Genomic DNA, 24,597 nt, shown 5'->3' with positions numbered 1-24,597 from the left:
GGATACAAAATGTTCAAAATCACCAAGCCCACGGCAATTTTCGCCACTTTGGCCGCGCTCACCGGAGGAGCCCTGAGCGCTGAGACCGAAGTCAAGATCGGCTACGCCCTCGCCCCCGACAGCCACTACGGCGTCGCGGCGCAGAAGTGGCAAGAGGTCGTCGAGGCCGAGACCGACGGCAAGTTCAGCTTCCGCCATTTCCCCTCCTCCGGTCTGGGCGGTGAGCGCGAGGTCGTCGAGGGCCTGCAACTGGGCACCGTCGAGGCGACCATCGTCTCCACCGGCACGCTGAGCAACTTCGTCCCCGCCACCGGCGTGACCGACATCCCCTTCCTGTTCCGCAGCCTCGACCACGCGCGCCGCGTGCTTGACGGGCCGATCGGTCAGGACATCTTGGCCGAGTTCGACGGCGCGGGCATGGTGGCCTTGGCCTGGGGCGAACAGGGTTTCCGCCACATCACCAACAACCGCAACGCCATTGAGACCCCCGAAGACATCGCGGGCATGAAGCTGCGCACCATGGAGAACCCGGTCCACCTCGAAGCCTTCAACGCCGCTGGCGCCGCCCCCACCCCGATGGCCTGGCCCGAGGTGATCAGCTCGCTGCAACAGGGCACCATCGACGGGCAGGAAAACCCGCTCTCGGTGATCGTCTCCGTGAAGCTCGACGAGGTGCAGAAATACCTGACGCTGTCGGGCCATGTCTATTCGCCCGCCATGCTGCTGGTCTCCAAACCCTTCTGGGAAGGACTGTCGGATGAGGACAAAGCCGCCTTCGAGAAAGGCGCGACCGAGGCCGTCTCCGCCATGCGCGCCTTCGTCGATGACGTGGAGCAAAGCGGCGTCGAGACGCTGAAAGAGCGCGGCATGGAAGTGAACGAGTTGAGCGAAGAGCAAAAAGCCGCCTTCCGCGCCTCCATCGAGAGCGCCTATGAGGGGTACTACGAGACCTACGGCAAAGAGCTGATCGACCAGATCGCCGCGACCGAGTAAGCGCCGCGACGGAAAGACGGACGGCCGGGAGCAGTGCTTCCGGCCGTTTTGCACGGGAGGGAAACCATGCGCAGATTGGAACAGCTATTCGTCAAGGTGAACGCCGCCGTGGTGATCGCCTGTTTGACGGGAATGGTCTTGGTCGTGGGGGCCAATGTCGCCCTGCGGTTCAGCACCAACCATTCGCTCTCGTGGTCCGATGAATCCGCCCGTTACCTGATGATTTGGATGGCCTTTCTGGGGGCTGGCCTTGCCCTGCGGCAGGGCGGCCATGTGGCCATCACCAATCTGCATGATGTGATGAACACCCGGATGCAGCGCATCCTGCGCGGGGTCATCGTTTTGATTTTGCTGTTCTTCTTTGCCTTCATGGTCAAAGTCGGCTGGGACTATATGCAGCGCGCGCAGTATCAGATGACCCCGGCGATGCGCCTGTCGTTCCGCTATGTCTATGCCGCCATGCCGGTCGGTTTCACGCTGCTGATCGTACATCTATTGCTGATCGCGCGGCCCTTCATCATGGCGGGCCGCTATCACCAGCCCGAAGGTCAGACCGAAAACATGCCAGGAGCCGCCAATGGCTGAGATCCTCTTTATCTCGCTTTTCGTGCTTATGGTGCTGGGGCTGCCCGTCGCCTTTGCCATGGCCATTTCTGTCTTCGCGGCGATTGGCTTGGGCAGCTCCTACCCGCAGATCGTCGTGGTGAAAGAGATGTTCTCGGGCCTGGACAGCTTCCCGCTTTTGGCCGTGCCCTTCTTCATCCTCGCCGCCGAGATCATGACCGGCGGAGCGATCACCCACACCCTTTTGCGCTTCGCGGCGCAGTTCGTGGGCCATCTGCGCGGGGGGCTGGGCTATGCCAATGTGATCTCTTCGACCATGTTCGCAGGCATCTCCGGCTCGGCGCTGGCCGATGCAGCGGGCCCCGGCGCGATGATGATCCGCATGATGGAGAAGGGCGGCTACGACCGCTCCTACGCCGGGGCGTTAACGATCTCTTCCGCCGTGGTGGGGCCGATCATCCCGCCCTCGATCGTGATGATCATCTATGCGCTGCAAGATCAGGAAGTCTCGGTCGGATCGCTGTTCATGGCGGGCGTCATTCCGGGGCTGCTGCTCGCCGGAGGGAGCCTTGCGGCCAACGGTTGGGTCAGTTGGAAACGCGATTACCGCAGCGATGAGGCCCGGCCCGAGCGGGCGCAGATGTGGCGCAACAGCCTGATGGCGCTGCCCGCGCTTGGGCTGATCGTGCTGATCGTCGGCGGCATCCGGGGGGGCATTTTCACCCCGACCGAAGCGTCGGTCATCGCCGTATTCTATGCGCTGTTTTGCGGGTTCTTCGTCTACCGCGCCCTGCGCCTGCGCGATCTGCCGGGGCTGATCCTACGCGCGGCACTGATCTCATCCGCGGTGCTGCTGATCCTTGGGGCCGCGCGGGCTTTCGCATGGGTCTTGGTGATCGAAGGCGTGCCGCAGTTTCTGGCCGAGGCGATCATCGCGTGGGAGTTGTCGCCGATCCTGTTCCTCTTGGCGGTGAACGTGCTGTTGCTGCTCTTTGGTCTGTTCATGGATCCGCTGCCGGGGGTGATGATCCTCGTGCCGATCCTCGCGCCGATCAGCCACGCGCTCGGCATCGCGCCGGATCATTTCGCCATCGTGGTGATCGTGAATCTGACGCTGGGGCTGACGACGCCGCCGGTGGGGAGCCTGATCTTCGTGGTCTCCTCGGCGGTGAACCTGAAGCCCGCCGCGCTAATCCGCGAGATGCCGCCGTTCTTTCTGGCGAATTTCGGGGTGCTGATGTTGCTGACGTTTGTGCCAGCAATTTCGACATGGCTGCCAAAGGTCAGCGGTTTTTAGCAATTTACCGCCCGGCATCAGACCGGGCGGCGCCGCGCTGAGCTTGTCCTTACTCGGTCTGGATCCAAACCGCCTTGGTATCCAGATACGCCTGCAGGTGCTCCACGCCACCCTCCTTGCCGTAGCCCGACATCTTCAGCCCGCCAAAGGGCACCGCCGGGTCGATCGCGTGGTACATGTTCACCCAAACCGAGCCCGCCTTCAGCTTTTTCACCGTCCGATGCGCCACCCCGAGATCGCGGGTGAATATCCCCGCCGCCAGCCCGTAGGGCGTGGCATTGGCGCGGGTCACGACCTCCTCCATCGTGTCGAAGGGCAGGACCGAGATCACGGGGCCGAAGATCTCCTCCCGCGCGATGGTCATCTCGTCCTCCACATCGGCAAAGATCACCGGCTCAAGAAAGTTGCCGCCAGCATAGCCCTCCCCCTCGGGCCGACCGCCGCCCGTGACCATCCGCGCGCCCTCGGCCTTGCCCTTGGCGATATAGCCCTCGACCTTTTCGGTCTGCACGGCGTTGATCAGCGGCCCCAGATCGGTGCCTTCGTCAAGGCCATGCCCGATCCTCAGCCCCCGCGCGAAGGCCGCCAGTTTCTCGATGAACTCCTCCTGAATCTCCCGCGCCACGAAAAGCCGCGAGCCCGCGATACAGATCTGCCCCGAATGCGCATAGACCGCCATCGCCGCCACCGGCACCGCCTTGTCGAGGTCGGCATCCTTGCAGATGATCAACGGGCTTTTCCCCCCAAGCTCCAGCGTGATCCGCTTCAGGTTCTCCACCCCGGCCCGCGCGATGGTCTTGCCGGTGGCGGTCGAGCCGGTGAAAACCACTTTGTTCACGTCCGGATGCTCGGCCAACCGCGCGCCGGCCTCGCGGCCCGTGCCGGTGACCACGTTGACCACGCCGTCGGGCACGCCCGCCTCCTGCATCAGCCGCGCGATCATCAAGGGCGTCAGCGGCGCATCTTCGGAGGGTTTCAGCACCACGGTGCAGCCGGTAGCCAGCGCCGGTGCGATTTTCCAGATCGAGGCGGCGGTCGGGGCGTTCCAAGGGATGATCGCGCCCACCACGCCGACCGGCTCTCGGGTGGTGAAAGACAGCATCGACTGCGAGATCGAATTCTCGATCACGTCGCCATGCAGCGCTACCGCTTGGCCGGCGTAGAAGCGCAGCATCCCGATCACCCGCCGCTTGTTGCCAAGGGTGCGCGCTAGCGGCAGTCCCATGTCGGCGGTATCGGAGATGCAGAGCTTCTCCCAATCCCGCTCCATCACATCGGCGATGCGCAACAGCACCTCTTGCCGGTCGTAGGGGGTGAAGGTGGACCAGACGCCTTCGAAGGCGCGGCGCGCGGCATCCACGGCCAGATCGACATCCCGCGCCCCGCCGCGCGGCACTTCCGCCAGCTTGCGGCCAGAGGCGGGATCTTTCACCTCGATCACCGCGCCGGAGTAGGCGGGCACGTCCTGACCGTCGATGAACATCGGGCAAAACTGCCCGTGGTAAAGCGTTTCGGCAATCTGGTGGGGGTCGCGGGTCAAAGTCATTTCAGCCTCATTCCATTAATGCGCCATTCCTATCAATCGAATTGTCGGTTTCAAATATACAAAGCCCTGTTTGGGCAAGAAAATCCGGCCCTGCCGCGTTGCACCGTGCCGGGTGGATCGCTAGAACTTTCCCCACGGGAACCGCGCGCAGGGGTGGCGGTGGCAAGCGAAGGAAAATCCATGAAAATCGGTATGATCGGTGTCGGCCTGATGGGCCACGGAATTGCCCGCAACGTGATGCGGCGCGGGGGATTTGCGCTTGGCTATTTCGACCACCCCGGCAACCAGCCGACCGATGAATTGGACGGGCTCGGCGCCACGGCCTTCGACAGCCTGAGCGATCTGGCCGCCGCCTCCGATGTGATCATCCTCTGCGTCACCGGCTCGCCGCAGGTCGAAGGGATCCTGACCGGAGAGGGCGGCGTCATCGCGGGGCTGAAACCGGGTGCTGTGGTCGTCGATTGCTCAACCTCCCTGCCCGCGTCGACGCTGAAGATGGCCGAGGCGGTCAAAGCGGCGGGGGGCGATTTCGTCGATGCGCCGATGACCCGCACCGCGCAGTTTGCCCATGAGGGGAAGTTGAACCTGCTCGTCGGCGGTGACGCGGCCACGGTCGAAAAGGTCTCTCCGGTGCTCGCCGCCTTTACCGAAGAGGTCAAACATGTGGGCGAAGTCAGCGCGGGCCATCGGCTGAAACTGCTGCACAACTATGTCTCGGTCGGCTTCATGTCTCTGCTGGCCGAGGCGGCTGCGCAATCGGCGGATGCGGGGATCGATCCGCAGAGCTTCGTGGATGTCTTGGCGGGCGGCGGCGGTGCCAGTGTCGCGCTTGATCGGCTGTCGCCCTTCATCACCAGCGGCGACCGTGAAGCGCTGCCCTTCGCCATCAGCAACGCGCTGAAGGATTTCGACTATTACCGCCAGATGTCCACCGAAGCGGGCGCGCAGGTCGAGATTGCCGATGGGGTCTATCGCGCCCTATCCCAAGTCGTCGAAAAGGGCGCGGGCGACGCCTATGTCCCTGAATTGGTGCAGCATTTCCGAAAGGGTTAAGCCCGAGGGGTCAGAGCGTCAGCGTCCCGATGCTCGACCCGCCGCAGACGAAAAGCGTCTGGCCAGTGACGAAACTACTGGCCGGATCGCAAAAGAAGAGAAAGGCGTTGGTCACATCCTCCGCCTGCCCCAACCGCCCCACGGGGATGCGCTTGGCCAGCGCCGCTTCGCGTTCGCTTTCTTTCGGGATGATGCCCCAGAAGTTATCCGTCTGCACCGGGCCGGGGGCCACGACATTGACGGTGATGCCATGCGGCGCAAGCTCCAGCGCCCATGTGCGTGCCATGCCGATCATCCCCGCTTTCGAGGCTGAATAGGCGGTGCGCGTCGGCGCGCCCAAGGCGGCACGAGATGCGTTGAACATCACCCGGCCAAAGCCGCGTTCCTTCATCGCAGGCAAGAAGGCTTGCAGCAGCGTCAGGGCCGAGCCGAGGTGCAGTTGCGCAAGGCCAGTGATGTCTTCGGGCTTGGCCTCCTCAACCAGATTGGGCCAGATCAGCCCCGCGTTATGCACCAGATGGGTCACCTCATGGCGCGCGGCGATATCCGTAGCAACGGCGGCGACGGAGGCGGGGTCGAGCAGGTCGGCTTCGATGTGCTCGCAGCCCTCCGCCTCCCACTCCGGCTTGCCTCGGGCGATTGAGATCACGCGATAGCCGCGCTCCAGCAACCGCTGCGCGAGATCGGCGCCAATACCCTTGCTGCCCCCGGTGATGACGGCGGTGTATTCGGTCATTGTCTCTCTCCCGGTATCAGTGCCAGCACCCGCAAAGGGCTGCCGGTGCCGCCTTTGATCTTCAGCGGCGGTGCGATCAGCATGGCCCCCGTAGGCGGCAATTCGTCGAGGTTGCATAGGCATTGCAGCCCGTATTTGCCTGCCCCATGCAGCAGGTAATGCGCCGGGAAGGGCGGGTCGTAATGCATCCCCTGCCCCGCGTCAGTGCCGACCGTTTCCGTGCCAAAGCCGCGAATGCCGCGCTCTAGCAGCAGTTCGATGGCGGCGGGGGTGGGGCCGGGCGAATGGGCGCCATCCTCGCGCATGTTGAGGTAATCCGCGCCGCTGCGTTTCGACCAATCGGTGCGCATCAACACCCAAGCATTGGCGGGGATCGGCCCGTGCTGGGCCTCCCAATCGCGGATGATCTCGGGCGTCAGCTCGAAGTCGTCGTTCTGCGCCGCCCCCGCCGAGCAGTCTATCACCACGACCGGGCCGATGAAGGCTTCGGGCGGGATTTCATCCACCGCGCCATGGGCCACGTCCTTGCCCGAGACCCAGTGAATGGGCGCGTCGAAATGGGTGCCGGTGTGTTCGTTCAGCGTGAGGTTATGCCACTTCCACGCCGGGCCGCGGTGATCATAGGCCGAGACCTCCTCCATCCGAAACCGCGCGCATTGGCCGAACTCTGGCGGCAGGACGATGACCGGGAAGTCCGCGTCGAGCCGATGGGTCAGATCGACGACTTTTGCCGCACCGCTTGCCAGTGCCTGGGCCAGTGTCGTGATTGCATCGCTCATGCGCCGCCCCCCCGCGTTTCGCGTTCCCTCAAGGCCGGATCGTCCAGCCAGCGGGCCAGCGCGTCTTTGGCCACGTCACCGCAGGCGACCTCTTCCAACCCGTCGACCAGCCCGCGCACCACTGTCCGCGCCAGCGCGCGGGGGGCGACTTTGGGCGGCGGCAGAGGTTGGTGCCATTCGTCATCGACGGGGCCGGTGTAGACATTCATCACCCGCAGGCCCGATCCGGCAAATTCTGCCCGCATCGTCTGGCTGAGCGACCGCGCCGCCGCTTGTGAGGCATCGAAACCGCCGAACCCCGCCTCGGGCGCCAAGGCCCCCACCGACAAGAGATTGACCCAAGCCACCGCGGCATTAACCCCATCTGCCGTGCGCGCGGCCATCGCGGGGCCAAAGCCCTGCGCCAAGCGCATCAGGCCCAGCACATTGGTCTCCATCCCCTCGCGGGCAAAGACCGTGTCATTGCCCAACACCCCGCCGGGGCGGATGAATTGGGCGGTGTTGATCAGGATGTCGACCTTGCCACCGATCTCAGCCGCGAGGCGCGAGACGGAGGCCGTATCGGTCACATCAAGGGGCATGAGGCTGACGTTCTCCATCTCCTCGAAGGCGGCGCGGCCTTCCCACCTGCGCCAATGTTCCGGCTCGCCCAAGAATATCTCCGCCGCACCTGCGCTCAGGAGCGCTTGGGCCAGCGGCAGGGCCAAGGGGGAGCGGGCATCGGTGATCAACACACGCCGGTGTTTCGGATCGCTCGACGTTTCGCGCAGCATTGGATCTTCTTGCATCAATTCGCTTCCCTCTCGCGGCAGGGCCACCATGACCCCCTGCCCGGCTCGGTCCAGTTTCAACGCCAGCAGCACCGCATCACCGCGCTCGACCTCGCCATGCAGATGGCACACGGCCACCGGCCCTGCGGCCAGTTGCACCGTGCCGATGCGCCAAGGCAGCCGCTCCCGAAAATACGGGTCGGGCGAGACGCGGATCGTGGTTTCGGCCAAGACTTCGCCCGCGCGGTCCGTCTCGCGCCAATCCAGCGCGACGGACAGGCATTTGCAGCATGCATCGCGCGGGGGGTATTGCACCGCCCCGCAATCGGCGCAGTGTTGCAAAGCGAAGGTGCCGCGCCCGGCGGCGATGGCGAGGCCGAGGGCCGCGCGCGAGCGCTGCGCGGGCGGCAGCGTCGGCACCCTGCTGCGCTTTTGCGGGTTTTTCTTTCGGGGCGGCGTCAGTGGATCGGTCATGGCCCGCGCCCCTCGATGATCGCCGCGGCAGAGCAGACGCCCCGGTCATAGTTGATCATGCCAAAGCCCGAGATCAAGGCCCGCCGGGCGTTGGCCACCTGTGTGCCCTCGGCCTGCCCGGTCACCTGCCGGATCGCCTCGACCAGTCCCAGATAGCCGCCCGCGGCCCCGGCTTGGCCGACCGACAGCTGCCCGCCCGAGGTGTTGTGGGGGAAGTCCCCCTCAATCGTCAGATCCCGCTGCCGGACAAAGGCGGCCCCCTGCCCCTTGGCGCAGAACCCGAGGTCTTCGAATTGCATCATCGAGATCACCGGGTAGTCGTCATAGGTTTGCAACAGATCGACCCCCTCCGGCCCATGGCCCGCCATGTCATAGAGCTCACCAATGTCGACGCCCCAGCCGCCGCGCAGTTGCATCGGATCTTCGGGGTAGGCGTTGTGCCGTTCGATTGTGCCGCTGATCCGAGCGAAGGGTAGATTGCGGCGCGCGGCCTCGTCGTCGCGCATGACCAGAAACGCCTCGGCCCCGGCGCAGGGCATGACGCAGTCGAAAAGCGCGATGGGGTCCGAGATCATCCGCGCATCGAGGTATTGGTCGAGAGTGAGTGGGGTCTTCATCAGCGCATCGGGATAGTGCAGCGCATTGGCCCGTTGCGCCACGGCGATCTGGCCAAAGTCCTCTCGCGTGGCGCCGTATTCCTGCATGTAGCGGTCCATCAGCAGGGCGAAACTCGCGTTCGGGCCGCCAAAACCATAGGGAAAGGTGGCATCCATCGAAAAGCGCGAAAAGCCGCTGAGCAGGCTGCGAAAGCTGTCGATCCGGTTCGCGTCCCCCGCCACACAGGCCACCACATCCACATCGCCCGCCTGCACCGCCCGCGCCGCGCGGCGCAGCGCGATGACCCCGCTGGCCCCACCCGTCGGCACGGTATCGAGCCACCGCGGGCTGAGCCCCAAATGCTGGGTCAACCCGACCGGCGTGTCCGGCGCGAGCGAGAAGCTGGAGACCGAGAACCCGTCCAGTTCGCCCGGCGCGATCCCAGCCTTGCCCAGCATCGCGCGCAGCGCGCGGGCGATCCACCAATGGGCGGTCTCATTGCTATAGCGGGCATAGGGCACCGAGGTAGGCGCCGCGAGCACGACGCCGTCATAGCCCCTGCGCCTCATGCTGCCGTCCGTTTCTTTAGCCCGCGCAAGTCTTGCGTGGCGGGATCGTCCAGTAGGTCGGCGGCCAGCGTTTTCAGCACCCCGCGTTGGAGTTTCTGCGTCGCCGTCAGCGGCAGCGCCTCGACAAAGGCGATGAAGCCGGGGGCTTTGTAATAGGCAAGCTGGGTCAGGGACCATTCGGTGATTTCACGGGCCAAGACGGCAGGGTCAGCACCGGCGTCCTTCGGCACGATACAGGCGAAAACCTCATCCCCGCGCACCGCGTCAGGCACGGCGGCCACGGCGGCGCTGGCCACGGCAGGGTGGCGCATCAGGGTCGATTCCACCTCGACCGCCGCGATGTTCTCGCCCGAGCGCCGGATCACGTTTTTCTTGCGGTCGACGAAATACATCGCACCATCCGGCGCGCGGCGCACGATGTCGCCGGTGTGGAACCAACCGCCCGCCCAAGCCTCATCCGTGGCTTCGGCATTTTTAAAGTAGCCCACAAAGAACCCGCGCCGGGGTTCGGCACCGGCGCGGCGCACTAGCAGTTCGCCTTGATCGGCCTCTTGCCCGGCATCGTTGAGCAGCCGGACCTCCAGCCCCCCTTCGGGCGTGCCGAGGCAGCTTTCGCCCACGCGGCGCGGTTCGCGGTTGGCGCAGATCACCGCCCCCGCGCCGGTTTCGGTCATGGCCCAAGCCTCGACCAATGGAAAACCGAAACGCGCCTCGAAGGCGGCGTGCAGTTTCGGGTCCACCCCCGCGCCGAAGCCGAAGCGCACGGCATGGTCGCGGTCGGCTTCACTTTCTTCGGCCCCCATCAGCATGGATGGCATGACACCAAGGTAGTGCAGGCAGGTCGCCCCCGAGGCCCGGACCGAGGCCCACCAGCTGCGGGGATGGAAGCGGTCAAGCGCGGTCAGACAGCCGCCCACGGCGATCATCGCCATGAAGGAATAGGCCATCGCGTTCATGTGGAAGATCGGCAGCGGCGTGATCATCCGCTCGCCGTCTTGCGAGAGGGCGCAAAGCCCGCCGGTGTCAGCGTACCACCGCCCGGCATCGAGGAAATAGGCATTCGTCAGGATGCAGCCCTTGGGCTGACCGGTGGTGCCTGAGGTGTAGAGCAACGCCGCCTCGGCCTCCTCTGCCCCGCCTTGCCGTGCCGCGATGGCCTCACGCGTGGCGGGCGCGGGCAAGGAATCCTCCGGCGCGATCACCGGCATGTCGCGTCCCGCTTGCCGTGCCGCGGCGCGCAGGTCGTCGCCGCGCGCGGGTATCGCCACGGCCAAGACCGGCTCGGCATGGTCGATCATATAGCTCAGCTCCGCCGCACGCAGATCGGGGTTCACCGGCACGACCGACAGGCCCAGACCGTTCAGCGCAAGCCACCAGAGGAAGAAGGCCGGGCGGTTCTCCATCAGCAGCATCACGCGCTGCCCGGGCAAATAGCCCGCCGCCGAAATGCGCTTGCGCAGGGCGGCAACCTCGCGCGCGGCTTCGGCATAACTCACCTCCCCCGCCGCGATGCCGTAGATGCCCGCTGTTTCCGGCAAGACATTCAGGAAACCCCGTTCGGGGTGCCGCGCGGCGGTGTCTTCAAAGGCTGCGAAGACCGTCTTAGTCTCTGCCCCGATCATGGCAGCAACTGGATATTGCGGAAGGCCGCGTCGCAATTGACGATATCCACCCGTTTGTTGGCAATGCGCAACCGCCCGTCGACCAGCGCCAGCTCATGCCGCGCGGTGACGGCGAGCAACTGCTGCTCATCCAGCCGCGTCTCGACGTAGTGCATGAAGGTGGTCGTGACGAAACGCCCGGCGTCCGTATCCATTTCATCCACGTAGGGCCGTTGGATAACATGGTGACAGCGGCTCTTGGGCTTTTGGCTGAAGGTGCGCGCGCCGTTCAGACGTTCGACGCGCAGCTTGAGCATGAACATATCTTCATACATCAACGAGGTCTCGTTGATCGGGTCTTGCTGTTGATAGTCCAACGGCATCCAATAGTGCCCATCCGGCAGCCAGAGGTCGAGCCATTCGGTATAGCGCCCCTCGTCCAACATGCGCACTTCATCATAGATGAAGTCGATCAGGCTTTCGCGCGTCACACTCATTCCGGCGCCTCCGTCTTTTGGCCCATGGTCATGAACTTGACCCATGCGTGGAATTGGTTGCGCATCTGGCGTTCGGTGGTGCCGTTTTCGACCGCCTCGACCTCGAAATCCTCGTCCTCTTCGATCAGGCGTTGGATGTTCACCCATTCCAGCCCGTCAACCATCAGCCCTTCCTGCGCGCGTTCGTACATTTCCAGATCGTCATGGCCGACGATGGAGGTGGGCGCGTTGATCATGCGGTTGTACATCGCGGTGCGGGCGGTCAACTCATCGGGTGCGTCGACAAGGCGGTAGATGTAGCTTTCCACCACGGTCCGGTCGGCGGCGATGGGGATGAAAACCCGCAATTGCTGGATCGGCCCCTTGATCATGATGTTTGGGAAATAGACCGTGTTGTGGCGGTTCTCATCAAGGATCGCCTTGGCCTTCTCCTCTCCATAGCTGTCGCAGAGCGCTTCGAAATACCCGGGGATGGCGGAATAATCCGAGTGGATAGAGTGGTTTACGCCGGTGTGCCCATGCCCGTTGGGCCATGTGCGGATGCCCATGCCTTCGAAGAAATCGTAAGGCGACATGAAGGGGGCGATGATCTCCATCGCGGGGGGTTTGGGCGCGTCCTCGGGCAGGCCCAGTTCTTCGTAGAGCTTCACCGCCGTCCCGGCCGAGCTCTCGTGCGCCACCATCGGGTGGCAGGTGTCGGTCTGATTTTCGACCAGCATCTTCCAGTTGCAATGATGCATGTAGCGCAGCGGCGGGCCGACCACTTCGAGCCGTCCGGCGGGGGAGCGGTCAACCATATTGTCGAACGAGGACAGGCTTTCGCCAAAGAACTCTTCGAAGCTCATGCCCTCTTCGGCCAAACGGGCAAAGATGAAGCCGCGGTAGTTTTTCACATCGCCGACGCTGCGCATCCCCTTGCCGCTGTCGGTCTCTTCCAGCCCGGTGTTCTGGTAGCCCTTCTTGAGCGGGATCGCCAAGAGGCAGCCATCGGTCTTGAAGCTCCATGCGTGATAGGGACAGCGGAAGAATTTGCCGGTGTTGCCTTGCCGGTCTATCACGATCTTGGTGCCTTTGTGGGGGCAGCGGTTCAGCAGGACATGGATGTCGCCCGTCGAATGGCGCACCTGAATGACGGGCTGGGTGCCGATATGGGTGCTGAAATAATCGCCCTTATTCGGGGTCTGGCTTTCATGGCCGACAAAGACCCAAGCATTGGCGAAGAGATGCTTCATCTCCTGCTGGAACACCTCTGGGTCAGTGTAGATATCGCGGTGCACCTGATGTGGCTGCACGAGGGCGGCCAAGGCCGCCGGGCTGTCGTAACGTCCCATGAGTTCCTCCCTCAGATGTCGAGCACAAGGCGCGGAGATTTCGCGCGGCTGACGCAGATTTGCATGACATTCCCTGCCGCGCGCTCGGCCTCGGACAGGACCACGTCGCGGTGATCGGGGGTGCCGCTGAGCACATCGCATTGGCAGATGCCGCAATCGCCGCGCTGGCAGTCGTACATGACATCGACACCACCCGCCTCCAGCACGTCGATGATCGACTGGCCGGGGGGGATGGTGAAAACCTCCCCGCTTGAGGCAACTTCGACCTCAAAGGCGCTGTCGCCCTCTTGCTCCTGTGGCGCGTCGAAGAGTTCGAAATGGATACGCTCGGCGGCGATGCCCGCGGCTTCGGCTTTTGCCTTGGCCGCGTCGATCAACCCTTTGGGGCCGCAGACATAGAGATGCGCGCGGGCCCCGAGGCTGTCGATCACCGCGCCGAGATCCAGCGCCGTGGCGTCATCATCGCAATGCAGATGCAGCGCATCGCCGAAATTGTCGCGCAGGGCATCGCGGTAGGCCATGACGGGCGCGCTGCGGCCCGTATAATGAAAGGCGAAGTCCTGCCCCACGGCCTTGAGCGTCGCCGCCATCGAGATCATCGGCGTGATGCCAATCCCCCCCGCCAGCAGCACGGCGGGCGCGTCCGGGGACAGGGGGAAATCGTTCTTCGGCGCGGCGCAGGTGATATCGGCCCCCGGTTTCAGCCCGTGCATATGGGTCGAGCCACCCTTGCCCTCGGGCTCACGCTGGACAGCGATGCGGTAGCTTTCCGGGGCCTCGGGGATCGGATCGAAGGTGATCAGGGAATAGGCGCGGCTGTCGCCATCGGGCAGATCGAAAAGCACATGCGCCCCGGCATCCCAGTTCGGCAACGGGCTGCTGTCGGCGGCTGCAATCTCGAATTCGCTGATGCGGTCGGTCAGCGCTGTGACCCTGCGCACGATGGCGTTGATCTTCGACATGTGATGTCCTCCCCTGCCAAACAATATGATTTTTCATATAGTTTCGGTCAAGGGTTTTCTTGCCAAGCGCCAATTTGCCCGCCATTTAGAGAGGCCGAGGCGCAAGGAGCCCTCTTTCCATCAAAGGGTTAACTGGTGTGACGCAGCAAAAGACCGATGCAACCGCCCAAAAGGAGACGGGTCAGGAGGGGGGATTCGTCTCGGATTACCTGCTGTATCTCTTGGCGGCGGCCAGCGATGTGGCGAGTGCGCAGTTCCACGCGCAGGTGCGCAAGGCGGGGCTGCGGGTGCCGGAATGGCGCGTGTTGGCCTGCCTGTCGGACACTGATGGCGCGATGATCACGCAGCTCGCGCGCCGGGCGCTGGCCGAACAATCCCGCCTCACACGGATCATCGCCCAGATGGAGGAACGCGGCCTGCTGATCCGCCGCAGCGACCCTGCCGATGGCCGCCGGGTGCGGGTCTATCTGACCGACGCGGGCCGCGCGCTGGCCGCCGAACTGGTGCCGCAAGCGCGCCGCCATGAGGCGGCCTTGATGGAAATGCTGAAGGGCAACGAGGGGGCGCAGTTGAAGCCCGCGCTGAAATCGCTGCTCGCCGCCTTGGATGACACGGGCGATCTTCGCGGCTGATCAGCGCCCTTGCCCCGGGCGCAAAAAATGGTTCCAATCGTGCTGTAAATGTGAATACATGAAAAAGCATATACTTGGCGATGCGGGTTTGGGAGAACCCCGCCAAGGCATATCGAACGGTATGGGGAGGAGCCCAAAATGACCAAATTCACCAAGTTTTTCACGACGAGTGCGCTTGCGCTCTGCACCGCGACCGGCGCCTTCGCCGCCGAGACGCTGACCATTTCCACATGGCTGCCGCCAAGCCACCCGGTCAACACCGGCATGTTCACCCAATTGACCGACATGATGGCCGAGGCCAGCGATGGGCTGATCGAGACCGAGCTGAAAAACGGCCTCGCCCCGCCGCCCGCGCAGATGGACCTGCTGCTGGACGGGGCCGCCGATATCGCCATTCTGTTCCACGGCTACACGCCCGGTCGTTTCGTCGGCACGAAACTGGTGGAAATCCCCGGCTACGAAGGCAATGCCGAGGCCGCATCGGTCGCCCATTGGCGCGTGCATGAGGCGATGCTGTCTGAATTGGACGAGCACCGCGGCGTGAAGGTGATCGCGCTCACAACCCACGGCCCGGGGCAAATCCACTCCAACAAAGAGGTGAACACCCTCGACGATCTGCAAGGACTGAAAACCCGCCTCGGCGGTGGTGTCTCGGCGGATGTGGGGGCGGAGCTTGGCCTCGTCGGCATTCAGGTGCCCGCGCCCAAGGTTTACGAAACACTCGATTCCGGGGCCGCCGATGCGGTGGCGATGAACATGGGCGAGCGGATCAGCTTCAAGCTCAACGAAGTGGCCAAGAACGTCTATGAGATGCCCGGCGGGTTCTACCGCGGTTCCTTCTCGGTCATCATGAGCCAAGAGACCTTCGACAGCCTGCCCGAAGACGTGCAGCAAAAGCTCGACAGCGAAGTCTTTGGCGAGACGGCGAGCCGCATGATGGGTGCGGTTTGGGACCAGAGCGACGTCGACGCGCGTGAGGCGACCGAGGCCGCGGGCGATAACAAGATCGTCACCGCCTCGGAAGAGGATCAAGCCCGCTTTGCCGAGATGGCCGCCAAAGTGCGCGACAAGGTGATCGCAGAGCTCGACGAGGCCGGTGTCGATGGGCAGGCCGCCTATGAGATGATGCGTGAGGAAATGGCGAAGGCCAGCAAATAACCCCCACCGCCAAAGGGGCCGGGCGCAGAGGCGGTCGGCCCCCAGCCAGGGAACCGCCATGCGCTCTTTAATCCGCCTAACCACCGCCCTCTCGGCCCTGCCGATGACGATGGCCTCTCTCGCGCTCTTCGCGCTGATGGTGCTGACCTTTGCCGATGTCATCATGCGGTCGGTCTTCAATGCACCCATCGAAGCTGCAACCGAGCTGATCCGCATCGGCATCGCGCTGATCGTTTTCTCTGCCTTGCCGGTCCTGTCGGGCCGCGAAGGGCATATCGCCGCCGACCTTTTAGACCGCCCCTTTGAAAACTGGGGGCTGCAACGCTGGCGCGACGGGCTGGTGACACTGGGCTGCGGGGTGATGCTGTGGTTTCCGGCGGGGCGGGTCGTCGACCTCGCCTACCGCGCGCTGAGCTATGGCGACGTGACCGAATATCTTGAAATCCCGACCTTCTACATCGGCATGTTCATCGCGGTGATGACCTATCTCACTGCTGTCGTGCTGATCCTGCGCGGGCTTCTGCGCCTCTTTGCGCCGCAACTTCTGGACCCTGCCACATGATCGCCTCTGCTATCGGCTTTGCCGCCGTTTTCGTCCTCGTCTTGCTGCGCTTGCCGATTGCCTTTGCCATGGGCCTCGTCGGGATGATCGGGCTGGTCTATGAGACCAGCTACCGCGCATCGATCTCCATGGTGTCGCGGCTGATCATCGACACCAGCCAAGACTACGGGCTATCCGTGATCCCGCTTTTCATCCTCATGGGGCTTTTCGTCAACAAAGGCGGCATCAGCCGTGAGCTTTACCAAGTCTCCAACGCCTTTTTGGGCCACTTCCGGGGCGGTCTAGCCATGGCCACCATCGTCGCTTGCGGGGGCTTCGCGGCGATCTGCGGCTCATCGCTTGCCACCGCCGCCACGATGTCCAAGGTCGCCATGCCGGAGATGCGCAAATACGGCTATTCCGACAGCCTCTCAACCGCCTCCATCGCTGCCGGGGGCACGCTCGGCATCCTGATCCCGCCCTCGGTGATCCTCGTGATCTATGGCCTGCTGACCGAGACCTCGATCGGCGCGCTGTTCATCGCGGGCATCGTGCCCGGCGCGCTCGGCATCCTGCTCTATCTCTGCGCGGTGCGCTTTTCCGTCGCCATGAACCCCGAGGCCGGCCCTGCTGGCCCCCGTGCGACTTGGGGCGAGCGGCTGCGCGCGCTCAATCACGTCTGGTCGGTGCTGGCGCTTTTTGCGCTGGTTATCGGCGGGCTCTATGGGGTCTTGGACTTCTGGCCGATCCACCTTGCCTTCTCCCCGACCGAGGCCGCGGGCATGGGGGCGGCGGGGGCCTTCCTCATCGCTTGGGCACGCGGCGGGCTTAGCTGGCGGGGCCTGCGGGAGGTGCTGGAGGAGACGACGCTCACCTCTGCCTCACTCTTCTCGGTGTTGATCGGGGCGTGGATCTTCTCCAACTTCGTGAACCTCGCGGGGCTGCCCGAAGGGCTGCTGGCCACCGTGACCGCGCTCGACCTCGGGCCTTGGGTGGTCATGGGTCTGATCCTTCTGATCTACATCGCGCTCGGCTGCATTTTTGAGAGCATGTCGATGCTGCTGCTGACGGTGCCGATCTTCTTTCCGCTGGTCACGAGTCTTGGCTTCGATCCGGTCTGGTTCGGCATTATCGTCGTCGTCGTGACCGAAATCAGCCTGATCACCCCGCCGGTCGGCCTCAATGTCTTCGTCCTCAAAGGCGTGGTGGGCGATGTTTCCACCGGGACGATCTTTCGCGGCGTCACCCCGTTCTGGCTTGTCGATATCCTGCGGCTGATCCTGCTGCTCGTCTTCCCCGCGCTCGTGCTGTTCCTGCCGGGTCAGATGTAGCCCCCTGCCCTCTCAGCCTCATCGGGCCGCGTCTGTTTGCACTTCGGCAGGCGCGGCGCGATAGTGCGGCCAAATCACCAAGGATGAGGCCAGCATGAACATCGACCTACTCAAAGACCTTTGCGAAACCCCCGGCGTTCCGGGGCGCGAACACCGCGTGCGCGATCTGATCACCCGTGAGATCGAAGGGCTGTTCGACCATGTGGAGACCGACGCCATGGGCTCCCTCCTCTGCCGCCGGGATGCGACGGCGGGCGATGGCAAAGCGCCCAAGATCATGCTGCTCTGCCATATGGACGAGATCGGCTTTCTGGTCAGCCATGTGTCGAAAGACGGGTTCCTCTACCTGCAGCCCGTGGGCGGTTTCGATCCGCGCAACCTTTTCTCGCGCCGGGTGCTGGTCTGCACCGATCAGGGCGATCTGAAGGGCGTGATGAACCCCGGCGGCAAGCCCATTCACATTTCCTCCCCCGAAGACCGCAAGAAGATCCCCGAAGTCTCGGAATTCTTCGTCGATCTGGGGCTCGGCGAAAAAGCAAAGGACATCGTCAAGGTCGGTGACTTCGTCGTCATGGACGAGCCTTTCCTTGAGATGGGTGAGCAGTTCGTCTCCAAAGCGCTCGACAACCGCGTGGCCTGCTGGCTGGGGATCGAGGCGATCCGCAAGCTGGCCGAAAAGGGGCGTGGCGCGGAGATTCATGTGGCCTTCACCTGTCAGGAAGAAGTCGGCCTGCGCGGGGCGCGCACGGCGGCCTATAAAGTGCAGCCCGATATCGGCCTAGGCATCGACACGACGCTGGCCTGTGACACACCCGGCGTGCCCGAGCATCTCTCCACCACGCGGCTCGGCAAAGGCTTTGGCCTGCACGTCCGCGACAGCAGCTTCATCGCCGATGTGGACCTCGTGCGCGACATCGAAAAGCTGGCCGAAGCCCGCGACATCCCCTTCCAACGCACCATGCTTGCCGCAGGGGGACAGGACGGCGCTGCGGCGCAGCAAGCCGCCGCTGGCGCGCGGGCTGTGGGGATCGTGGTCGGCACCCGCTACATCCACACGGTGACCGAGATGGTATCGAAAGGTGACCTGCAAGCCGCACTCGACATCCTCGTGGCCTATCTTGAGGGCTTTGACGGCAAGGCGGCCTGATGCCCCCTGCCCCCCCTTGCGCGTCAGGTCTAGTCGGGGGGGCCGCATCCTCGGGGGCTTGCGGCAGCCAAACGGTAAAAGCCGCGCCCCCTTCCGCCCGATTGCGGACCGTGATGATCCCCCCGGCCCGCTGGATCAGCGTCTGAGAGATCGACAGGCCCAAGCCCGTTCCCTCCCCCGGTTTGGTGGTAAAGAAGGGATCGAAAAGCGAGCCGAGCAACGCCTCAGGCACCCCCGGTCCGCTGTCATGCACCGACAACGCCACACCGGCCACGCCGTCGCGATCCTCAGGGCTAAGGTACAATGCCAACCGCCCTGCCCCCTGCATCGCTTGCACCGCATTGACCACAAGGTTCACCACGACCTGCTGAATCTCACCGGAGTCCGCGCGCACTGGCGGCACCTCAAACAGATCGCAATGCACCTCGATCCCGCCCCGGCTGATGAGGTGATCGACCAGCACGAGACAGTCTTGCACCAAGGGCCGCAGCGAGATATTATGTTCACAGTCTGAGAATTCGGATGGCGCGGCGAACTTGAGCAATTTGCCGACGATGACCTCGATCCGTGACAGCTGCCGGTCGATCAAGCCGAGTTCCGTGGCCACCGGTTCTGCATCCGGGCCAAGCGTCTCCCGGATGACATCGACATTGCCCATGATGACTGCGACGGGGTTGTTGATTTCATGCGCGACCCCTGCTGTGATCTCACCGATGGAGGCGAGCTTCTCGCTCATCACCAATTGGCGGAAGGTCTGCTCGAGCTTCTCGTTCGCCTCGCGCAGTTCAGCAGTGCGCTGATCAACCCGCTGGTTCAACGCATCATTCCAGCTGCGCAACTGCCGGTCGCGTTCCTGCACCTGCTCCAGCAACCAATCGAGGTGATGCGCCACCGCCCCGATCTCATCCCGTGCAGGCACTGCGCCGATCCGCGCCGAAAGTTCCCCCTTGCCGACCCGGTGCATGACTTTTGTCATCCGTTCGAGCGGCGAAAAGATACCGCGTGCCAGCCAAAGGAACACCGGCGCCGATAGCGCCAGCACGGCAAAGAAAGCAGCCAGCATCCACCAGAACGCCTCCCGCTTCGCCTGTGCAAAGGGTGCTTCGAGGAAGCCGACATAAAGCATCCCTACCCGCTCGCCGAAACTATCCGTGATCGGCTGGTAGCCAGAGATGTACCAATCGTTCACCACGAAGGCCCGGTCGAGCCAAGTGCGCCCCTCAATCAACACGGCCTCCCGCACCTCTGCCGAGACCCGGGTGCCGAGGGCGCGCACATCTTCGAAAAGGCGCACATTGGTCGAGATGCGCAGGTCATCTAGGAAAAGCGTCGCCGTGCCCTGCCTGTCACCACCGGTCACCGCGTTGAGATAGACGAGGTCATTGATCGTATCGATAAAGTCGAGGTTGCGGTTCAACAGCATCCCGCCGACCAAGACCCCTTGCCTGCCGTCCAAGTTAACCGGGCTCGCGGCGTGAACCACCATGCCGCGGTCTTCGGTCTTTCGGTCCGTGGGCACGGCGGCGGGCGTATCGATCACCGGCACCTGCGCGCGGACCGCGAGGGCGTCGTTCAATCTTGTCAGCCGTGCGTTGCTGAATACATCGATCTCCGCGCCGCTCTCGCCCCGCGCGGCGCGGGCGATCACCGGCCAATCCTCTCCGTCTTCGACGGCGACGTCGATGGGGAGGAATTGCAGAAAATCCAATCCCAGCCGGTCCTGTATCTCGGCAAAGAAAGCCGCCTGTCCTGGCGCCGGGCTATCAACCTGCTGGGCGAATTCGACGGACCCGGCGACAGCGTCCAACTCATTCCCCGTCTGCGCCAACAACCGGGCTAGATACTGGTTGGCGATCCTTAATTCGCTTTCAACATTCGCGATGAGGACTTCGTCATAATCCGCCGTCCAACGTGACATGCCCAGAACCAACAGAAGCGGCATCAGCACAATGAGCGGTGTGAGCGCGAGGATAAGCAGGCGGAGGCGGACAGAGGTCATGGGTTTTCCCGGTGAGCTTCACCTAAGTTAGCCGGTGAGCCGAGGAGGGTGAAGCATATGGAGGGATTTTGCCGATAGAAGGCTCAATTTCTTAAATTGCCAGCCGTAAGTTAACCTAAGTCACTGTAAAACCTATGGTTTTCAAATTGTCAGCTGACAATTTCGCCGGTTTGCCAAGGCTGAGACCATCGGACCAAGGGAAAACGCACCATTTCGGGCCATTTGCGTCAAACGCCTCAGATAAGCTCCGGGGCTACGGATCGTCGCGGCTTTCTCAAGCAAGCACAGCACCGTGACCGCAGCGCTCTCCAGGCCCATGTCTCGTTTTGCCTCATTTAACACAGGCGGGTCAATCCCCAGCATCGGTGCAATCCGGTCTCCGATCCGCACAAGGTCTCCCCAGTTTCCCATCGCATCCGGGAAAAAGCTCCGAGCCTCTGTGCAGGCATCTACGACAACCGCGAATGATACGCCTTCTTCTTTCTCAGAATAATCAGGTTCGGCTTTGTCAGCCGTACGCGGGTTCTTATTGCCTTTGCCGCGCTCTTCAGAGTCAAAATAGGATTTATCTGAAACCTGTATGTGCCGCTCATTTTCGCCGTCGTTGGCGCTCATTTGATCCGTAAGCGGGGCAGGGGGGACGGGTGCTGTTTCACCCACAGGTTCTTCTCCACGGGCATTGTCAAGTGCCACACGGATCGCCGTCTCAAGCTGAGACAACGCCATTTCATCCGGTTTGCGCCGCAGAACCCGGCCCGCCTCATCAGCCAATCTCTCGCCGCAACCCTTCCTGATCAGCGCATGGCGGAGGACCAGCACGCGGTCCCTCAGCGCCTGCAAGCGCTCCTGCTCTGCCTCGGCTGCTTGAGCTGCCATCTCGATCACTCCCGCCTGAACGACAAGAGGGGCAAGATCAAACCCAAAGGCCAGCGCAATCGCGCCCCCTTGGTTTCGCGCAAAACGCTTTCGGTTGGGGCTATCATGCCGCGCAATCAGGCCCACGCGGACCAACTGCGCCAGATGCCGCCTCAGAGTGCTCTCCGGCATACCGTGGAGTCGTTCAGAGAGCCGGGCGTTCGAGGCAAATACAATGCCCGCCGCGCCATCTGGAATATGCCGGCTTGGCAGAAAACTCAGCAGAGCCTTCAATACGGTGAGAGTGCGGTGCGACAGCTCGAAGGCCTCTGCCGCGGTTGTCAGCCGGTCGAGCAAAGCCCATTTGTCCGGCCCCTCGCATTCCACTTGGGTAGCCGATTTCGGCCGCCCGAACGCAGTTCGGAACGTGTTTTCCATCTAAAATCACGAAAGACAACAAAATACCGGCCCTATCCCATCGGGTAGAGTTGACATCGATAAATCTTTGGGGCTATCTCGAAGGTGCAAAGTTTGAGAAGGGCCTTCCGGGATTTATCCTGGGGGGCTTTTCTTTTGTGGTCTTGGATGTGCCTCCTGTTGCTACTTCCTCAATGTCTCACGCGCGGGTCTTTTGCCAGCGGTCGTGAATCTCCTGCAAAAGCTCTTCTGCATGTGCATCGAGCCATTTATCAAAACCTTCCGCTGCGCGGGCGGGCACGGTGACCGTGACACCACGCTTGCCGCTGCGAATGTCCGCCAGCGCCTTGCCATCCCTGCTCCGAAGCGTGCGGGGCTTGGCCGATGGGGCAGGGGAGGCGGCAGACTTTTCAGGGGTCGTCGAAGCCTCGGCGAAAATCGCCTCAAACCGCTCATCCGAGGTGAACCCGTCCCAATCGGGCCGCGCCATTCGTTTTTCTGCCCGTTCTTTCGCGCTCGTTTGTTCAAACAATTTGACCAGTGCCATCCAGCGATCACGCCCGATGGATGGCGCCGACCCGATCTGACGCAGAAAGGGCAGATCGAACGCATGGCCCACCTTGAGCATCCGGCTGACCATTGGCAGGTCGATCGAAAGCGCATCCGCAATTGTCTGCCGGTCATGCCCCCCCGCATCGAGTTGCGCCGCAAAACTCGCTTTCTCGATAAAAGAGAGATCCTGACGGGCCGTGTTCTCTTGGCCCTGCGCCATCACCAAAGCGTGGTCATCCAACTGACGCACCATCGCTTTGACCGGCATCCCAAGCGCTTTCAAAGCCTGAAGTCGCCGCCGCCCGTAGACAATCTCGAACCGGCCCGGGGTGTCCGGATGCGGCCGAACCAGAACCGGGACCTGCTGGCCATAGGTCTTTAGACTGTCATGAAGCTGCTTCTGAGCCTGCGTATCAGTCCCTAGCCGGTCTTCGACGCCGGCCATATCAATCAGGTTGCAGTCCAATTCTTGAACTGCATTCTCTTGCATCCGGTTCAACGACGACTGAAGCGCCCCAACCGCTCCGCGGGGCATGAGGCTAGGCTTGCTCCGGCTCTTCTTCGGCTCTAACGTGGGCGTTTTCGGCGGCTCCGTCTTTGGAGATTTCGCTGGCGCGGATGATAGAATACCTTTACGTGCCATTACCGCCCCCATGCTTTCTGGATCATGCTTTCGATCTCATCATTCACAAGATTGAGTGAATCCACCGCGCGGTCATAGGTTGTCCGATGAAACTGCGACCGGTCGACCTCATAGATGGTCTGATGGGTCAGCCCCGCGTCAGAAATCGCAGTGGATTTCAGCATCGGGGCCACCATGACTTCCTCGTCAAAGAGTTGCCGCAAGAAGGATAGAACCTGCTGCTGCGGCCCGTCATTCGGCTCATAGCGGTTGATAAGGAAGCGCAGGAAGTCGAACTCCATGCTTGCCCCCGCGTTAGAGACGACATCGAGCAGATCGGCGCTCATCTGAAGGAATTGCGACATGGATGCGACGTCGAGCATGTTCGGGACCACTGTGATCAACACACCCGTCGAGGCGCAGAGCGCCGACATGGTCAGATAGCCCAATTGCGGCGGACAATCGAAGATAACCACGTCGTAATTCTGCTCTACATCCTGCAAGGATGTCGCCAGACGCGCGAAAAATGGAGGCTGCGTATTGTTAAGCAGTGCCTGAGGCGTTTCGTGCTCGAACTCCTGCAGCATCAAGCCGCCCGGGGCCAAATCAATGCCGGTAAAGAATGTGTTTTGGATCACATCGGCCAAGGGGACGGGATCATCATAGCGGATCGCATCGTAAATGGTGCCAGAATTCAGGAAATCATACTCCGGCCGATAGCCAAACAGAGTTGTTAAAGACGCTTGCGGGTCGATATCGACACAGAGCACGCGATAGCCTTTAAGGGCCAACCGCTGTGCCGCGTGGATCGCGCTCGTGGTTTTGCCGCTGCCGCCTTTGAAGTTCAAAAAGGACAATACTTGTAGTTTGTCCCCCTCACGACGACCGCGCTGATAGGCGCCGCGGGTTTTAGCGGTGGATTCCAATGTCCGTCGGATCGACAGTAGATCGTCCGCACTGTAGTGCCGCCGCCCGCCGGGGCTGGTCTGGACATCGACGATCTTATTGTCGAAATGGAGTTTGCGAAGGAAGCTCGTAGAAATGCCAAGTAATTCAGCGGCTTCCCCGGCGGAGAAGCGGCGCAACTCCTTGCGCGCGTCGGGCGCAAAGACCTTCAGCATGTGACTTTCCAACGCCTCGGAAAGCGTTTCCGCATTACGACGGATCCGTGTATTGATGTGTACCGTGTCCGTCACATCTGCCCTCGCTCTCAGTAACGCTATTATTCGGTAGCGCTTTTGTTTCCGTTACTTAATGCGATTGGAGCGAAGCTTGCAATAGATTCTTGCGGAAGGAGAGGGCAAGGCGGCATTAATTATCTGGCCAAACGCAAAGATAGAATGTCCCACTCGACAGAAGTGACTGTAGATAAACAATAAAACTATTCTTGCGGCAAAAGGCCCTCGCCAACCACGAGTGAACCCCACGCGCGCGTCCGCTCCCCCTTGTTAGAGCCACATCCTTCCTTTCGCGGGAATCACAGGTGGGTCAACTTGACCTTCTGTCCTTCTGAGCGAGGTAAATCAAAGCCAGCCTGTCTTCCTGGGTATTTTCACGCCGGCAGGCTCTGGCGT

21 protein-coding genes and 1 pseudogene are annotated in these 24,597 nt (G+C 62.7%); 9 read left to right on the top strand and 13 right to left on the bottom strand.

The genetic code is table 11. From position 1 onward, the window contains the following. Window positions 1-9: 9 nt before the first annotated feature. The 3 genes from HKX24_RS13225 to HKX24_RS13215 all read left to right on the top strand — a co-directional run bounded on the left by HKX24_RS13225 (window position 10) and on the right by HKX24_RS13215 (window position 2,854). The gene (locus HKX24_RS13225; RefSeq protein ID WP_271693914.1) at window positions 10-993 is read left to right on the top strand and encodes a TRAP transporter substrate-binding protein; all 984 of its coding nucleotides are present in this window, start codon (window positions 10-12) and stop codon (window positions 991-993) included. Between the two features lie 66 nt (window positions 994-1,059). Beyond that, complete coding sequence (locus tag HKX24_RS13220; protein WP_271693916.1) at window positions 1,060-1,578, top strand: TRAP transporter small permease; 519 nt, start codon at window positions 1,060-1,062, stop codon at window positions 1,576-1,578. Beyond that, on the top strand, window positions 1,571-2,854 hold the full coding sequence (locus HKX24_RS13215; protein WP_271693917.1) for a TRAP transporter large permease: 1,284 nt from the start codon (window positions 1,571-1,573) through the stop codon (window positions 2,852-2,854). The genes HKX24_RS13220 and HKX24_RS13215 overlap by 8 nt, the downstream gene beginning before the upstream one ends. A 49-nt stretch (window positions 2,855-2,903) precedes the next feature. Here the strand turns inward: HKX24_RS13215 and HKX24_RS13210 are convergent, their stop codons facing one another. Next, complete coding sequence (locus tag HKX24_RS13210; protein ID WP_271693919.1) at window positions 2,904-4,400, bottom strand: aldehyde dehydrogenase family protein; 1,497 nt, start codon at window positions 4,398-4,400, stop codon at window positions 2,904-2,906. 180 nt (window positions 4,401-4,580) lie between these two features. Here HKX24_RS13210 and HKX24_RS13205 point away from each other — a divergent pair, with 180 nt between their 5' ends. Continuing rightward, complete coding sequence (locus HKX24_RS13205; protein ID WP_271693920.1) at window positions 4,581-5,453, top strand: NAD(P)-dependent oxidoreductase; 873 nt, start codon at window positions 4,581-4,583, stop codon at window positions 5,451-5,453. A 10-nt stretch (window positions 5,454-5,463) separates the two neighbouring features. Here the strand turns inward: HKX24_RS13205 and HKX24_RS13200 are convergent, their stop codons facing one another. The 8 genes from HKX24_RS13200 to HKX24_RS13165 are packed head-to-tail and all read right to left on the bottom strand — an operon-like array spanning window position 5,464 to window position 13,769. Beyond that, on the bottom strand, window positions 5,464-6,189 hold the full coding sequence (locus tag HKX24_RS13200) for an SDR family oxidoreductase (protein WP_271693922.1): 726 nt from the start codon (window positions 6,187-6,189) through the stop codon (window positions 5,464-5,466). Continuing rightward, window positions 6,186-6,968, bottom strand: coding sequence for a cyclase family protein (locus HKX24_RS13195; protein ID WP_271693923.1), 783 nt, complete (start codon window positions 6,966-6,968; stop codon window positions 6,186-6,188). Before HKX24_RS13195 ends, HKX24_RS13200 begins: the two co-directional genes overlap by 4 nt. Next, a complete protein-coding gene (locus HKX24_RS13190) occupies window positions 6,965-8,212 on the bottom strand; it encodes an SDR family NAD(P)-dependent oxidoreductase (protein WP_271693924.1) in 1,248 nt (415 codons plus the stop codon). Before HKX24_RS13190 ends, HKX24_RS13195 begins: the two co-directional genes overlap by 4 nt. Then, window positions 8,209-9,378, bottom strand: coding sequence for a thiolase family protein (locus HKX24_RS13185; protein ID WP_271693925.1), 1,170 nt, complete (start codon window positions 9,376-9,378; stop codon window positions 8,209-8,211). The genes HKX24_RS13190 and HKX24_RS13185 overlap by 4 nt, the downstream gene beginning before the upstream one ends. Further along, the gene (locus HKX24_RS13180; protein ID WP_271693926.1) at window positions 9,375-11,000 is read right to left on the bottom strand and encodes an AMP-binding protein; all 1,626 of its coding nucleotides are present in this window, start codon (window positions 10,998-11,000) and stop codon (window positions 9,375-9,377) included. The genes HKX24_RS13185 and HKX24_RS13180 overlap by 4 nt, the downstream gene beginning before the upstream one ends. Then, entirely contained in the window at window positions 10,997-11,476 is a 480-nt protein-coding gene (locus HKX24_RS13175) for an aromatic-ring-hydroxylating dioxygenase subunit beta (protein WP_271693927.1), read from the bottom strand. The genes HKX24_RS13180 and HKX24_RS13175 overlap by 4 nt, the downstream gene beginning before the upstream one ends. Then, entirely contained in the window at window positions 11,473-12,807 is a 1,335-nt protein-coding gene (locus tag HKX24_RS13170; protein ID WP_271693928.1) for a Rieske 2Fe-2S domain-containing protein, read from the bottom strand. Before HKX24_RS13170 ends, HKX24_RS13175 begins: the two co-directional genes overlap by 4 nt. 11 nt (window positions 12,808-12,818) lie before the next feature. Further along, a complete protein-coding gene (locus tag HKX24_RS13165; RefSeq protein ID WP_271693930.1) occupies window positions 12,819-13,769 on the bottom strand; it encodes a PDR/VanB family oxidoreductase in 951 nt (316 codons plus the stop codon). A 137-nt stretch (window positions 13,770-13,906) separates the two neighbouring features. Between HKX24_RS13165 and HKX24_RS13160 the strand changes: the two genes are divergently transcribed. The 5 genes from HKX24_RS13160 to HKX24_RS13140 all read left to right on the top strand — a co-directional run bounded on the left by HKX24_RS13160 (window position 13,907) and on the right by HKX24_RS13140 (window position 18,578). Then, on the top strand, window positions 13,907-14,401 hold the full coding sequence (locus HKX24_RS13160; RefSeq protein WP_276154051.1) for a MarR family transcriptional regulator: 495 nt from the start codon (window positions 13,907-13,909) through the stop codon (window positions 14,399-14,401). Between the two features lie 138 nt (window positions 14,402-14,539). After that, a complete protein-coding gene (locus HKX24_RS13155) occupies window positions 14,540-15,559 on the top strand; it encodes a TRAP transporter substrate-binding protein (RefSeq protein ID WP_271693933.1) in 1,020 nt (339 codons plus the stop codon). A gap of 58 nt (window positions 15,560-15,617) precedes the next feature. Further along, window positions 15,618-16,121, top strand: a complete 504-nt coding sequence (locus HKX24_RS13150; RefSeq protein ID WP_067266537.1) for a TRAP transporter small permease subunit — start codon at window positions 15,618-15,620, stop codon at window positions 16,119-16,121. Further along, window positions 16,118-17,431 (top strand): TRAP transporter large permease, encoded by a 1,314-nt coding sequence (locus HKX24_RS13145; RefSeq protein ID WP_067266538.1) that lies wholly within the window; start codon window positions 16,118-16,120, stop codon window positions 17,429-17,431. Before HKX24_RS13150 ends, HKX24_RS13145 begins: the two co-directional genes overlap by 4 nt. A 94-nt stretch (window positions 17,432-17,525) precedes the next feature. Beyond that, on the top strand, window positions 17,526-18,578 hold the full coding sequence (locus tag HKX24_RS13140) for a M20/M25/M40 family metallo-hydrolase (protein ID WP_271693934.1): 1,053 nt from the start codon (window positions 17,526-17,528) through the stop codon (window positions 18,576-18,578). 55 nt (window positions 18,579-18,633) lie between these two features. Here HKX24_RS13140 and HKX24_RS13135 read toward each other — a convergent pair. From HKX24_RS13135 to repA, 4 genes and pseudogenes are all read right to left on the bottom strand, one after another. Next, a pseudogene (locus HKX24_RS13135) lies at window positions 18,634-20,577 on the bottom strand (cache domain-containing protein); the annotation flags it as partial. A gap of 141 nt (window positions 20,578-20,718) precedes the next feature. After that, window positions 20,719-21,870: a plasmid replication protein RepC gene (repC, locus tag HKX24_RS13130; protein WP_271693935.1), complete on the bottom strand. Its 1,152-nt coding sequence runs from the start codon at window positions 21,868-21,870 to the stop codon at window positions 20,719-20,721. A 178-nt stretch (window positions 21,871-22,048) separates the two neighbouring features. After that, complete coding sequence (gene repB / locus HKX24_RS13125) at window positions 22,049-23,044, bottom strand: plasmid partitioning protein RepB (RefSeq protein WP_271693936.1); 996 nt, start codon at window positions 23,042-23,044, stop codon at window positions 22,049-22,051. Beyond that, on the bottom strand, window positions 23,044-24,219 hold the full coding sequence (repA, locus tag HKX24_RS13120) for a plasmid partitioning protein RepA (protein ID WP_067266546.1): 1,176 nt from the start codon (window positions 24,217-24,219) through the stop codon (window positions 23,044-23,046). The genes repB and repA overlap by 1 nt, the downstream gene beginning before the upstream one ends. Between the last annotated feature and the right edge of the window lie 378 nt (window positions 24,220-24,597).

Source organism: Sulfitobacter sp. M85 (assembly GCF_029285915.1).
Classification (GTDB): domain Bacteria; phylum Pseudomonadota; class Alphaproteobacteria; order Rhodobacterales; family Rhodobacteraceae; genus Sulfitobacter; species Sulfitobacter faviae.
The sequence above is the reverse complement of the archived record's forward strand: the minus strand, read 5'-3'. Positions and strand labels throughout refer to the sequence as shown.

Bases quoted from the DNA above. Each gene is read 5' to 3' on its own strand.
- repB (WP_271693936.1), bottom strand. From the start codon at position 23,044: ATGGCACGTAAAGGTATTCTATCATCCGCGCCAGCGAAATCTCCAAAG.
- HKX24_RS13215 (WP_271693917.1), top strand. From the start codon at position 1,571: ATGGCTGAGATCCTCTTTATCTCGCTTTTCGTGCTTATGGTGCTGGGG.
- HKX24_RS13155 (WP_271693933.1), top strand. From the start codon at position 14,540: ATGACCAAATTCACCAAGTTTTTCACGACGAGTGCGCTTGCGCTCTGC.
- HKX24_RS13210 (WP_271693919.1), bottom strand. From the start codon at position 4,400: ATGACTTTGACCCGCGACCCCCACCAGATTGCCGAAACGCTTTACCAC.
- HKX24_RS13165 (WP_271693930.1), bottom strand. From the start codon at position 13,769: ATGTCGAAGATCAACGCCATCGTGCGCAGGGTCACAGCGCTGACCGAC.
- HKX24_RS13200 (WP_271693922.1), bottom strand. From the start codon at position 6,189: ATGACCGAATACACCGCCGTCATCACCGGGGGCAGCAAGGGTATTGGC.
- HKX24_RS13180 (WP_271693926.1), bottom strand. From the start codon at position 11,000: ATGATCGGGGCAGAGACTAAGACGGTCTTCGCAGCCTTTGAAGACACC.
- repC (WP_271693935.1), bottom strand. From the start codon at position 21,870: ATGGAAAACACGTTCCGAACTGCGTTCGGGCGGCCGAAATCGGCTACC.
- HKX24_RS13150 (WP_067266537.1), top strand. From the start codon at position 15,618: ATGCGCTCTTTAATCCGCCTAACCACCGCCCTCTCGGCCCTGCCGATG.
- HKX24_RS13140 (WP_271693934.1), top strand. From the start codon at position 17,526: ATGAACATCGACCTACTCAAAGACCTTTGCGAAACCCCCGGCGTTCCG.
- HKX24_RS13205 (WP_271693920.1), top strand. From the start codon at position 4,581: ATGAAAATCGGTATGATCGGTGTCGGCCTGATGGGCCACGGAATTGCC.
- HKX24_RS13185 (WP_271693925.1), bottom strand. From the start codon at position 9,378: ATGAGGCGCAGGGGCTATGACGGCGTCGTGCTCGCGGCGCCTACCTCG.
- HKX24_RS13195 (WP_271693923.1), bottom strand. From the start codon at position 6,968: ATGAGCGATGCAATCACGACACTGGCCCAGGCACTGGCAAGCGGTGCG.
- HKX24_RS13190 (WP_271693924.1), bottom strand. From the start codon at position 8,212: ATGACCGATCCACTGACGCCGCCCCGAAAGAAAAACCCGCAAAAGCGC.
- HKX24_RS13225 (WP_271693914.1), top strand. From the start codon at position 10: ATGTTCAAAATCACCAAGCCCACGGCAATTTTCGCCACTTTGGCCGCG.
- HKX24_RS13175 (WP_271693927.1), bottom strand. From the start codon at position 11,476: ATGAGTGTGACGCGCGAAAGCCTGATCGACTTCATCTATGATGAAGTG.
- HKX24_RS13145 (WP_067266538.1), top strand. From the start codon at position 16,118: ATGATCGCCTCTGCTATCGGCTTTGCCGCCGTTTTCGTCCTCGTCTTG.
- HKX24_RS13170 (WP_271693928.1), bottom strand. From the start codon at position 12,807: ATGGGACGTTACGACAGCCCGGCGGCCTTGGCCGCCCTCGTGCAGCCA.
- HKX24_RS13220 (WP_271693916.1), top strand. From the start codon at position 1,060: ATGCGCAGATTGGAACAGCTATTCGTCAAGGTGAACGCCGCCGTGGTG.